The organism is uncultured Acetatifactor sp., from assembly GCF_948601915.1.
Classification (GTDB): Bacteria; Bacillota; Clostridia; order Lachnospirales; family Lachnospiraceae; genus Acetatifactor.
Genome location: NZ_CAPDXS010000166.1, coordinates 1 through 10,515, shown reverse-complemented (window position 1 = coordinate 10,515; position 10,515 = coordinate 1). Strand labels below are relative to the sequence as shown.

Below are 10,515 nucleotides of genomic sequence, written 5' to 3'. Positions count from 1 at the left end.
CGTGCACTGGATCAGCTCCGCGGTGGACAGCATCTCATGGCGCAGCAGTGCCAGGATCTGCCTCTCCATGGGCTCCAGCCTTTCGGTGTGGAACACGGCCAGGGCCTTGCGGAAGGGGAGCCTGCGGCCCAGGACGAGCTTCAGGAAGGAGGCGGCCCTTACGGCGATGCCGTTGGGCGCGGGCTGGACGTACAGGTGCCCTAAGAGGTCGTACAGGGCGTCCACGCCGGTGCAGTCCCTGCCGGAGGCCACCAGCCTGCGCATGGTGAGGCGGTCCAGGTAATGGTCGAAGTCCAGCTCCCCGAGGATGTGCAGATCCTGCTCCTTTTCATAGAACTCTGCCCGCAGTTCCTGGTAGGTCAGTATCCGGAATGCCAGGCTGGACCAGAGGAGTAGTTCATGGGGGTCCAGTGCGCAGTCCCGCCCGCCTGCGGTCACAAGGGGGAGCCCCTTTTCATTCAAACGGTAGTTCCCGATGGCAGTGTAAAGTCTCATCATATCGTATCCTCCTTTTGTCTTCAGCACCCTTCTGCAGGATGCTGTTGTCTTTCCCTCATGCGGTGAGCCTCTCCTCCCGCAGCATCTTCGTGGCCCTGGAGATCCATGCCGCCACATGGTTCGGGCGGACGCCGTACCGGGTGGCGATCTCCACGCCGGTATGCCCCCGGCATTTCATCGCCAGCGCCTCGATGCCCTTCCTCGTAGTCCCGGAGCAGCGTTCCTGCGCCTGGGAGAGCAGGAGGAAGGTGTCCGCGTCCGAGATGCCGTGGAAGCCGTCATCCGGGATGGCGTCCGCGTAGGCCAGCCCGGAGCCGGAGGGCTGGGGCGCGTCCATGTACTCCAGGGGCCTCTGTACCCTTGCCACCTTCCTGCAGTGGGAGAGGAGGCGGTTCCTTATGACCACGGACGCGAAGGTGGGGAAGGACGCCCCGCCCTCCGCCCGGTATTTCTGGGCCGCGTGGCAGAGCGCCTCGCAGCCGGTCTGGTAGAGGTCGTCGTACCCGAAGCCCTGTATGGACTCGTTCAGGGACATGGCGCCCAGCACGGTGTCCCTTACAAGGTAGAGGTGGCGCTCCGCCAGTTCTTTTTCCTGTCTGCTCATTCTCTTCATGTCTTCACCCCGGTTCCTTTCTGTGTGTGCTGTAATGGCCCCTGCACCTTAGCAGGCAATCTCTACATGGTTGTTCTCAAGCACCCTCATGCATTCCGCCTTCAGGCAGTCGCAGCGGTAGTCGGAGAACTGCCCGATGTGCGCCTGGGAGCTGGGGAGGGCGAAGATGTCCTGCATCCAGCGGTAGGCATCGCTGCGGGAGAGGATGCCGTTCTTCCAGATGGCGTCGAACAGCCGGTGCGTCTCGATCCGCTTGTGGCGCAGGTCCCCGTTGGCCAGCGTCCCCTTCGGCTGCATGGTCCCGGCATGGACGCCCACATAGGAGTTGCACTCCGGGTAGCCGCTGCAGACGTAGAGGTATTCGTCCAGCGCCTTTTCCCTGTAGTCGTAGGATGCCTTCCTGAGCACGGCGCTGCGGCCGCAGTAGGGGCATTTGATTCTTGCAGGCCTGCCCTTAGTCTTATGCTTCATTCATATCCCTCCTTTGCTGTGCCGGCTCCATATCTGGAAAGGCTTCCCGCTTTGTGATGACGCTTCCGCCTGCCCTGCGTATGGATTAAGTAATCTATAAGTATATTTTAGTGGAAAGGAAAGGCGTTTCCCATAGGGGAGGCGCCTTTCCTTAAGTCATTTGCGAGTATTTTTCCAGTTTTTTCCAGTTTTTCCCCTGGCGGGGCCGTGGGTCAGGGGATAATCCTCTGATGGCCCGGCGGCCGGTTCATCAGGTGGAGCACCTGCTGGATGGGGCAGTCCCCTGCGGAGTCGGTGGCAAGCTCCAGCCACCTGCTGTAGAGCCGGATGAAGCACCGGCTGTCCATGGTGCAGGCGCACTCCGTCCGGTCCACCGCCCTGCCCAGGAACTTCTCCGCGTCTGTGAGCGGGAGCAGGATGGGGCGGCAGTCGTGCCCCGGTATGAACAGGAAGTCCCCGCATCCGGACTCCCGCCTGTAGCTGCAGGAGCAGGAGACGTACACGGCATTGCGGTAGTTGCCCTCCGCCGCCTCGAAGAAGCCTGCGATGGTGGCGTAGCTGACGCTGAGCACTGGGTCCATGGTGGGCACCTCCTTCCTGTGCCGCGGCTAGTTGAACAGGCGCTGGATCTCCTGCGTGATGCGGGGGATGACCGTGCCGTTGAAGATGTTGGTCAGGGCGGCCAGCAGGAGCGCCCCCAGGACGACGGCGATGATGATCTTCACGCCGTCGGAGATGTAGAAGTCGCCGGCCTCGTCCTTCAGGATGGCCCCAGCGCGGGCTGCGGTGCATGCCGCTTTGGTCTTGAATGTCTGGATTGCTTTACGCATGGTTGTTTTTTCTCCTTCTTGTTCTGATGATGATGAATGTGGTGGCTGCCGCTGCCCCATAGAGGAGCAGGGCGGGGAGTGACACGAGTCTTTTCATAGGTTTCCTCCATAGCTGTGTCGGTCCAGGGTCTTCGGGTTACGTTCCAATGGCGATAGGCACCACCTCCTTTGCTGGCGAGCATGGGGTCTGCTACGGGGCCTAAAAGAATGCCCCCAGTGAGCCGACGACCTCCACGGAGAGGACGACCACATAGATCAGCAGGATGCAGAAGAGCATCATCATGGAATATTTCTGCATCTGCTTCGGGCGCCTGCCGGCCTCTTTCTTTAAGTTGCTCTGCTCGATCTGGCGCATGTCGAACACCAGCATCCGGAAGTACATCTGCTGGTCGTCCCCGCGCAGGGTCCCCACCAGGCCGCGCACGATGTCCGAGAGCATGGTGCTGCCCACCCGGTTCTGGAAGCGGAGCAGGGCGCTTTCGTAGTTGCCCGTGCGCATGTCCGCCACGGTGGTGTCGAGCTCCTGCCCCAGGTGCGGCCCGGCGATCCGGCGGTAGGAGGCCAGGAGCTTCAGGACGTCCCTGTCCGTGGCGAGCCCCTGCTGGATGCTGGCCGCGAAGCGGGGCAGCTCCGCCTCGATGAGCTTCCGGCGCTTCTTTACAAGGTCGAAGGCCTTGTAATAGGTTGAGAACCACAGCGTGACGGCGAGCCCCATGACCAGCAGCCCCATCAGCGGCATGGCCATGAAAAGGGGGATGCCCAGGAGCCCTGTGGCAAAGGCAGTCAGGAAGGCTTTCATGGTGTAGCATTCCGGCGTCAGGGGGATGCCTGCGATGGAAAGCGTCAGGGCGAGCTGCCCTCTCTTGATGGGGTCCAGCCTGAGGAGCGGGGCCAGCTTCCCGGCGATCTTTGTCAGGTACACGTCAAAAAGCTTTTCATTGCTGGTGCCGGTCTGTTTCCTGGCGCGCATCATCATCCGGGATGTCTGCGCCGTGGGGACGTCCACGCAGGCGCAGGACAGGTTGTAGCAGCCAATCCCCGCAAGGGCGGCTGCCAGAAGGATCAGTAGTCCGGTCATATCGTTGCCTCGTTTCTGCGCTGCGGATTGGTCTATGGGGCTGGCGGTGCGCAGCGCGGCACCGCTGGTTTCGGGTCCGCAGGCGGATATGCCCGCTTCTTTATCTCAGGGACATGGCAAGGTACAGGGTAGCGGTTATGGTTATCACAAAGGCCACAAGCGCCATTACCGTACAGCTGGTGTAAAAGAACATGGTAAACCTCCATTCTTGATGCGCCTGTGAATCCAGGCGCAGGCATGGATCCCGTAAATCTCCCTGTGGTCTCCGCAGTGTCTTCCCTCCACGGCTATGCCTTGTACTCCACAGGCTTTGAGAGCTGCATAATCCGGGTGAAGGAGAACAGCACGATTGCGAAGCAGACGGCCAGCGTGACCTTTCCCGGCAGGGAGAACATCAGCGTCTCGAACCAAGAGTGGTTCAGCACGTACAGGAGGGGGATGTTCCCGACCACAAGGAACATCATGGTGATGGCCTCCTTTTTCGGCTCGTTGATGATGGCCTCCAGCTCCGACTGGATGATGCGCTGGTCGGAGAACTTCTGCACGGTGAAGGCCAGGGTGTTCTTCATGCTCCGGTCGGACTGGCACTGGATCAGTGTGTTGCACCATTCGTGGAAGATCTGGTTGGGCACCTTCATCTTCAGGGTGCTGATGGCGGAGACCATGTTGGCGTTGAGCATCTCCGATTCCGTGATGAACGCCTCGAAGTGGGACTTCACCAGCGGGTTCAGGTAGGGTATGTTCTCCTTGACCGCCCTTGGCAGGTCGCCGCTGCGCAGGTAGGAGGTGGTGATGACGGAGATGGCCGTCTCCAGCTCCTCGTTCAGGTGCTTCTTATAAGCGGCTGCGGTGGAGCGCAGGTACCAGACCGGCGCGAAGGCGAACCCGGCCCCTAATACGGGGATTAGGAACGGGTTGTTTAAGAGCAGCGCAGCCACGGCTCCCAGTGCGAACAGCAGGAGGGAGATTCTCTTTATAAGAGTAAAGCGTCCCTCCCGCCCTGTGGCCGCAAGGAGCTGCCCGACCTCCAGGGTCTCCCGGTTGAAGAAGCCCTTTGCCGGTTTCCCCAGCATCACGTCCACGTCGTCCTGCAGGGTGCTCTTCCTTGTCCCTGCCAGCACATGCAGGAAGTCGTTGAAGCGGACGGAGAACAGGGTGAGCAGGCCGTTAGCTGCCAGCAGGAAGATGATAATCTGTATCCACTGCATTGTGTGTGCCTCCTTTCGTTGTCTTTTTCGGTGCAGGGGTGGCTAGGAACGGTGCGAGCTTCCCTGCGGGGATGCCGTTGTCCAGCATCCGCTTTTTCAGGGTGTCGGAGATGCCGCCGAGCCGCCTGTGCTTTCCAACGACGATGGTCCTGCCGCCCCCGTCGGTGCGGTTGTCCGACACGTCGTACTGGTAGAGCGGGCGGTAGACGAGCTGCCCGTCCCGGTAGTCCTCCCCCTCGATGATCTGCATGATCTTACGGGAGCCGTCTTCAAGCTGCTTTGTGAACACCACGATGGGGTATGCCTCCACCATGATCTGCATCAGGATGTCGTCCGCCATGTTGTATTTCCGCTTTGCCAGGGTCATCATCCTCCGGTAGGTGGACTCGGAGGAGTTGGAGTGGATGGTGGTGACGACGGTGTGCCCGGTACGGGAGCTCTCCGCCACGGACAGGGCCTCCTTTGCGGAGCGCATCTCGCCCACGCCGATGACGTCCGGGTGCTTGCGCAGGACGCGCTCTAAGAGCAGGTCCTGGCCGATGTCCAGGGAGGGGTTCTCGTGGGGGCGGGTGAGCAGGTGCACCACGCTGTTGGTGGCATGGCCGTCCGCATCCCGCTTGATCAGGTCAAATTCCCGGCTGCCCTCCTCTATGGTGATGAGCCTGCGGTTGTCGGGGACCATGGACAGGAGCCAGCTCATCACCGTGGTCTTCCCGGAGCCGGTGCTGCCAGCGATGCAGACGGAGACGCCGTAGCGGATGCAGCAGGTCAGGAGGTCCAGCATCTCGTCCGTGGCGGAGCCGGAACGGATGAGCTTTTCCCTGGAGACGGTCTGCTGGTTGACGATGCGGATGGAGGCGTTGATGCCCACCTCCGGGTCCACGATGGGGGTCTTGTCCACGGAGATGCGGATGTTCTTGTCCAGGAAGCCGATGACGGAGGGCATGGTGTCGTCGATGACCATGCCGCAGGTGTTCAGGAGCCGCCTGGTCACGTCGATGGCGTGCTGGGGGGACTGGAAGCGGTCCGGGATCTTCATGGAGCGCCCGCCGCTCATGATCACCTCGATATCGTCGTAGGCGTTCACATTCACCTCCTCCACGCCGGGCATGTAGATCCATTTCCTTAAAAAGGAGATGCCCGCCATGTCCTCGTAGAGGGTGCTGCAGAGCTCATCCGTGGAGAGCCCCTCGATGTGGTAGGAGCGGCTGGTGACGTACTGGCCGATGAACTCCCGCAGGAGCTTTGTGGCCTCCTCCCGGTTCGCCTCCCCGGAGAGCTTGTCCGCATGCTTCTCTGTGCAGTATTTCTGGACGTCCTCCAGGATCTGGTCATAGGTAAGTGTCTCCTTCCCGGCGGAAGTGAAGAACATGTCATTCAGGGATTCCATGGCCATGGCGGTTCATCTCCTTTCCGGCTTGGGCTTTCTGCCTGCCACTGCCTGTGGCCGCTGCATACCAGGCATCTTTGTCCGTTTTTTGGAAGTCGGCATTTCCAGAGACTTCCGCTTCCTGCGCCTCCGCGAATCCTTCCGGCTGTCTGGCATCTTCAGGGAACCTGCCATTTTGTTCCTGATGTGTTGCATGCCGTGTATCTCCACTTTCCGGCTGGTCTTCGTAAAAGCCGTCGTTTCCTTCCTGGTATGGCGTATCTTCTGCATCCGCCTGTTCATCCTCCTGCAGGAGCCGGTCCCGGACGAGCTTCAGGGAGTTCACATAGCGCTGGTTGCAGTAGGCGAGCGCCTTGAACATCTGCCCGCTGGTGCCGCAGCGCTCGATCTCCTTTGCGTAGGGGAGCAGGCCGTCGAAGCCGCCGATCTGGTGGTCCATCTCGTCGATGGCGTGGAAGGGGCGCGCCAGCCCGGCAAAGGTCAGGTGGCTGCCGTAATGGAACTTTTCGTCCGTGAGCAGCGGCCTGTGCGCCCGCAGGTAGTTCAGGCCACGCAGGTCCGGCGTGACGATCCGGACGGCCAGGTCCGCGGCCTCGATGGCGGTGGGCGTGAAGAAGTTGAGCATGTTGGAGCTGTAGTCCAGGATGATGTAGTCCACCAGCTTTGCCGCCTCCGCGATGAACAGCTTTATCTTTTCGTACTTCAGTTCCGGGTAGGAGAAGGGGTTCTCCCCGGCGGCATAGCCCATGACGCCGATGAAGGGGTACTCCTTCAGGATGGTGACGCGCTCCGCCACCAGGGCCGTGTTGATCTCCAGGCCGGCCAGCACATTCCCGATGGAGGCGCCTGTCTCCAGGAGGCGCTCCGGCATCCAGACGGGCAGCATGGGCGTGCTGGGGTCCGCGTTGATGATGAGGGCCTTGTCCTTGTCCGCCGTCAGGACCTTGGCGAGGCAGCAGCAGAACATGGACTTCCCGCAGCCGGGGTTGCCCCATACAGTTATGACCTTTGACATATGCTATTTCCTCCTTATTCGTCACCTGATGTCCCTTCCGGTGGTGCGTCCTGGCTGCCATCTGCAGGCTCTTCGGAGCCGGATGCGCTGTTTGCCTGGCTGGATTCCCCATCGGGGTCTTCCTGTCCGGGGATGTCCATGGAGGGCTCCAGTTCCCCATCTGGCAGTTCCGTGCCGTCGCCGTATAGGGAGGCCAGGATTTCGGACTGGCGCTCCAGCAGCTCCCCTGCCAGCTTCCCATTGCCCCGGCTGACCAGGGCCACATGCAGGCCGCCCTCGTTCTCGTAGCGCGTGAGCAGCATGGCCTGTTCAGGGGTGGCGAGCACGGTGATGGTTGCGGTCTGCTGCCGCTCCTCGTCCTCTTCAGGCGGCCTGGTGTAGTCCACGTCGAGGCCTTTGGAGTCGGAGACGGACAGGACCTCCACGAAGCGCAGCTCCGGGATGTCGGACACCGGCTCCAGCGCGTTGTCTTCGTCATAGTGATAGAGCCGGAAGATGTCGCCGCCCTGCAGCTTGTCGGAGAGCGCCGTGGCTAATGTCTGGGTGGTGACGGAGATGGCCACCATGCCGTCCGGGATCGCATTGAGGGAGAGGTCGGAGGACAGGGGGGCGCTGCTGACCTTCTCCGGAAGGATATAGTCCCCGGGATACAGGTCCGTGGCGGCATAGGTGCCTGCCACGTCCTCGATCCTGCGGGCGACGCTGTCAGGCAGGTTGAAGCCGCCCACCTCCACGATCTCGAGGTCGTCCGCGGTGATGGGCGTCCCGCGGGTGACGGCAGCCTTTATGCGCACGATCCCGCAGGTGCTCCTGGTCCTGCTGGTGACGGCAGGGATGGCGATGAATGCGATGATGGCGGCAAGAGCGATGCTCAGGATGCCGTAGATGAAACGGTTGTTCATTTTCATAATATGTTCAGTCTCCTTATCTGTGCTGGTCTGAGGACAGGTTTGTTTTTATGGCAGATGGCCTGCGGCCATGGCTCCCGCAGGGGGCATAAAGGACGCGGGCGGCAAGCGGCATGGTTTTCGTGGTGTCCTTTCTAATAAAAGGGTCGATGCTGTATCAGTGTGGCGGCAAGGCATCCCCAGAACAGGTAGGGCGCGAAGGGGATGTTCCCGGATGTCTTCCTCCCGCATGCCTTCCGGATGCCCAGGTGCAGCAGGGCAAGGAGGCAGGAGAGGGCCAGGACGGCCATCAGCCCGGATGCCCCGTAGGGGATGCCCAGCAGGGCCGCCAGCTTGATGTCCCCGCCGCCGATGCCGCCGTCAGTGGCAAGGGAGACGGAGAGCAGGAGCAGGAGCCCGGACAGGCATCCCATGGCGCAGTGCAGCGCAGCTTCCGGAAAGGTGGTCCCGGGGAGGGCATGTGCCGCAAGCGGCAGATAGAGCAGGCACCAGGGCAGGAAGGCGAGCAGGGCGGCATTGCGTATCCTGTGGTGCCTGTGGTCATGGAGGGCGAAGGCTGCCAGGGGGAGCAGGGTCAGGGCATGGTACAGGGACAGCGGCCTACTCACGGCTGGAGTTCCAGTCATCGAACACGCTGCCCTGGATGTGCACGGAATCGTCCACGTTGACGGACAGCATCCCGGAGGGCGTCCATGCGTCGATGATGTAGGTGTAGACGGTGTAGGCCCCGCCGTCCGGATACCATACCGGGGTGAAGTGCACGTTCCGGCCATAGGTGGAGTATCCGTTGGGCTTGAAGGTGAAGGAAGCCGGGTTGCCCCCGCTGCAGGACAGGAGCCTCCAGTACATGTCATAGCCGAACTCCGGGAAATAGGCGACGGCCGTCTGTGCCGGCGCGTAGTGGCTGGCCGGTGCGTTGGCGGAGAACCTGGCCGTGGCATCTTCCCTGATGCCGTAGCCGCTCTTCATGGTATCGCCCTGCGCTGTGGGAACGATATCATCCGGGTGGACCTCCATGGAGCCGGACAGGGAGGCGTGGTAGGCGGTGGAGGAGAAGTCGTACCAGCCGTGGTCCACCCATTCCCCGTGGTCTGCCCAGCGGCCCCTGTCCACCCATTGTCCATGGCTCTCCCCACAGTCCTGCGGGCAGTCTTCATTGTGCCCCCAGTCCTCCCACTGCATGTCGCTTTCCCACTGCCAGTCTGCCTCCCATTCCCAGTGGAAGTGCCACCTGGCGCTCCAGACGCTCCAGGATGTGGAGGTCTTCTGCGGGTTGGAAGGGAGGGAGGGCATGGAGAAGTGGGGGTTCGTGTCCGTGGCCAGCGGGTCCGGGGGCAGGTTCTCCTCCAGGGAGACGATCCTTGCCACGAAGCTGGTCCTTGCCGTGGACGCGCCGCTGACGGAGACCTGTATGGTGAGCGTCGTGGGTTCCGGCGGGGTGTGCCACTTCGCCCAGACCACCTGGGAGCCGCCTGCGGGCATCACGATATCGTTCACGGTGTAGGAGCCGCCGTTGATGTGGAAGGTGACGCTGGCCAGCCTGTCCGGGTTCACCTCGGTGCTGCTTGTCAGGATGACGCTGGTGATGACGTCCGTGTCCACCCGGTAGGTGTAGTCGGGCGCCTGCAGCATCTCCTCCGGCACGTCCCTGTAGCTGACGATGCCGATGCCCAGGGCGGAGAGGATCTCGGCGTCGGACACTTTCCCGCTGGTGGTGCCGGTCCAGGCAGGGTAGCCTAGGTCCGGCGTCTCCAGGAAGAGGGCCAGCGGCAGGTTCTGGTGCGTCAGGCTTGTCATTGTCCGGCGCAGGTTCCCGCCGGACATCTGGTTGTAGAGTGCCGCTTCAGTGGCGGTCATGGCGTAGTTGCGGCCGCCATGGGTGAAGTAGGCGATGGGCTCGATGGCCAGCTTGTAGGTGCCGGACACCAGCTCCTCGAAAGGGATGCCGGTCTTTTCGGCCACGAGCTGTGCGGCATATTCGGAGCAGAAGTACCGCCGGATGGCCTCCATGGCCGCTCGGGTGCCGCTGTTCCCGCCGCTGATGATGCGGGGCAGCGCGGTGCCAGGCCTAGAGCAGGAATAGGGGTGGGGATCCAGGGACAGGGGAGCGCCCCCGCTGTACTGGAGCTTGCTCACTTTCCCGAAATGCAGGATGTCCCCTGATATGCCGAAGTTGCTCAGGTCGAACGGCGTGGAGGCGGGGCTGCCGTCCCCGGTGACGACGGTGATGCGCACCCCGTCCTGGTTGTGCCACACATCCGTTGCGGTGCCGCTCCCCATGCCGCCCCCGCCGCCGTCCATGTTCCCGTCCCCGGATGCCAGGGCTGTCGTCCCTGCAGGGAGGGCCAGGACCAGGGAGAGGATAAACGGAAGTATCCGTTTTGTCAGTTGCTTCATGTGGTTCTCCTTTCCATAGGAAAAGGGCATGGAGTCCGTCCATGCCCTTTCGGTCGTGCGCCCGGCGGCGCACGTTTCCAACGGGTGCAAGTCCCGAATCCGCCCGG

Annotated in this window: 13 protein-coding genes; 1 reads left to right on the top strand and 12 read right to left on the bottom strand. The window is 62.1% G+C overall.

Annotated features, from left to right (window positions below; translation table 11 throughout):
- The 6 genes from Q2B33_RS20930 to Q2B33_RS20905 form a co-directional block, all read right to left on the bottom strand.
- Positions 1 to 498 (bottom strand): hypothetical protein (locus tag Q2B33_RS20930; RefSeq protein WP_300819803.1); only part of this gene is annotated, 498 nt, incomplete at its 3' end.
- A 55-nt stretch (positions 499 to 553) separates the two neighbouring features.
- Positions 554 to 1,102, bottom strand: coding sequence for a sigma-70 family RNA polymerase sigma factor (locus tag Q2B33_RS20925; protein WP_300815869.1), 549 nt, complete (start codon positions 1,100 to 1,102; stop codon positions 554 to 556).
- Between the two features lie 57 nt (positions 1,103 to 1,159).
- Positions 1,160 to 1,582, bottom strand: coding sequence for a zinc-finger-containing protein (locus Q2B33_RS20920; RefSeq protein WP_300571315.1), 423 nt, complete (start codon positions 1,580 to 1,582; stop codon positions 1,160 to 1,162).
- A 212-nt stretch (positions 1,583 to 1,794) separates the two neighbouring features.
- The gene (locus tag Q2B33_RS20915) at positions 1,795 to 2,163 is read right to left on the bottom strand and encodes a hypothetical protein (protein WP_300571317.1); all 369 of its coding nucleotides are present in this window, start codon (positions 2,161 to 2,163) and stop codon (positions 1,795 to 1,797) included.
- A 27-nt stretch (positions 2,164 to 2,190) separates the two neighbouring features.
- A complete protein-coding gene (locus Q2B33_RS20910) occupies positions 2,191 to 2,412 on the bottom strand; it encodes a DUF6133 family protein (protein ID WP_300571319.1) in 222 nt (73 codons plus the stop codon).
- Between the two features lie 199 nt (positions 2,413 to 2,611).
- Positions 2,612 to 3,490 (bottom strand): hypothetical protein, encoded by an 879-nt coding sequence (locus tag Q2B33_RS20905; RefSeq protein ID WP_300571321.1) that lies wholly within the window; start codon positions 3,488 to 3,490, stop codon positions 2,612 to 2,614.
- 34 nt (positions 3,491 to 3,524) lie between these two features.
- On the opposite strand from Q2B33_RS20905, the gene Q2B33_RS20900 reads away from it, so the two are divergent.
- Entirely contained in the window at positions 3,525 to 3,713 is a 189-nt protein-coding gene (locus tag Q2B33_RS20900; RefSeq protein WP_300571322.1) for a hypothetical protein, read from the top strand.
- Positions 3,714 to 3,777: 64 nt separating this feature from the next.
- On the opposite strand, the gene Q2B33_RS20895 is transcribed toward Q2B33_RS20900, so the two are convergent.
- The 6 genes from Q2B33_RS20895 to Q2B33_RS20870 form a co-directional block, all read right to left on the bottom strand.
- Entirely contained in the window at positions 3,778 to 4,698 is a 921-nt protein-coding gene (locus tag Q2B33_RS20895; RefSeq protein ID WP_300571324.1) for a type II secretion system F family protein, read from the bottom strand.
- Positions 4,658 to 6,094 carry an ATPase, T2SS/T4P/T4SS family gene (locus Q2B33_RS20890; protein WP_330687841.1) on the bottom strand — a complete coding sequence of 479 codons (1,437 nt, stop codon included), beginning with the start codon at positions 6,092 to 6,094 and terminating at the stop codon, positions 4,658 to 4,660. Before Q2B33_RS20890 ends, Q2B33_RS20895 begins: the two co-directional genes overlap by 41 nt.
- Positions 6,072 to 7,103 (bottom strand): hypothetical protein, encoded by a 1,032-nt coding sequence (locus Q2B33_RS20885; RefSeq protein WP_330684863.1) that lies wholly within the window; start codon positions 7,101 to 7,103, stop codon positions 6,072 to 6,074. The genes Q2B33_RS20890 and Q2B33_RS20885 overlap by 23 nt, the downstream gene beginning before the upstream one ends.
- 14 nt (positions 7,104 to 7,117) lie before the next feature.
- Positions 7,118 to 8,011: a Flp pilus assembly protein CpaB gene (locus tag Q2B33_RS20880; RefSeq protein ID WP_300571326.1), complete on the bottom strand. Its 894-nt coding sequence runs from the start codon at positions 8,009 to 8,011 to the stop codon at positions 7,118 to 7,120.
- Between the two features lie 134 nt (positions 8,012 to 8,145).
- The gene (locus Q2B33_RS20875) at positions 8,146 to 8,619 is read right to left on the bottom strand and encodes a prepilin peptidase (RefSeq protein ID WP_300571328.1); all 474 of its coding nucleotides are present in this window, start codon (positions 8,617 to 8,619) and stop codon (positions 8,146 to 8,148) included.
- Positions 8,612 to 10,515: hypothetical protein (locus Q2B33_RS20870; RefSeq protein ID WP_330687840.1), on the bottom strand; the 1,904-nt coding region annotated here is incomplete at its 5' end. The genes Q2B33_RS20870 and Q2B33_RS20875, both read right to left, overlap by 8 nt.

What these genes read in the sequence shown, in the direction of transcription:
- Q2B33_RS20925 (WP_300815869.1), bottom strand. Translation starts at nt 1,102, where the DNA reads ATGAGCAGACAGGAAAAAGAACTGGCGGAGCGCCACCTCTACCTTGTA.
- Q2B33_RS20920 (WP_300571315.1), bottom strand. Translation starts at nt 1,582, where the DNA reads ATGAAGCATAAGACTAAGGGCAGGCCTGCAAGAATCAAATGCCCCTAC.
- Q2B33_RS20915 (WP_300571317.1), bottom strand. Translation starts at nt 2,163, where the DNA reads ATGGACCCAGTGCTCAGCGTCAGCTACGCCACCATCGCAGGCTTCTTC.
- Q2B33_RS20910 (WP_300571319.1), bottom strand. Translation starts at nt 2,412, where the DNA reads ATGCGTAAAGCAATCCAGACATTCAAGACCAAAGCGGCATGCACCGCA.
- Q2B33_RS20905 (WP_300571321.1), bottom strand. Translation starts at nt 3,490, where the DNA reads ATGACCGGACTACTGATCCTTCTGGCAGCCGCCCTTGCGGGGATTGGC.
- Q2B33_RS20900 (WP_300571322.1), top strand. Translation starts at nt 3,525, where the DNA reads ATGGGGCTGGCGGTGCGCAGCGCGGCACCGCTGGTTTCGGGTCCGCAG.
- Q2B33_RS20895 (WP_300571324.1), bottom strand. Translation starts at nt 4,698, where the DNA reads ATGCAGTGGATACAGATTATCATCTTCCTGCTGGCAGCTAACGGCCTG.
- Q2B33_RS20890 (WP_330687841.1), bottom strand. Translation starts at nt 6,094, where the DNA reads ATGGCCATGGAATCCCTGAATGACATGTTCTTCACTTCCGCCGGGAAG.
- Q2B33_RS20885 (WP_330684863.1), bottom strand. Translation starts at nt 7,103, where the DNA reads ATGTCAAAGGTCATAACTGTATGGGGCAACCCCGGCTGCGGGAAGTCC.
- Q2B33_RS20880 (WP_300571326.1), bottom strand. Translation starts at nt 8,011, where the DNA reads ATGAAAATGAACAACCGTTTCATCTACGGCATCCTGAGCATCGCTCTT.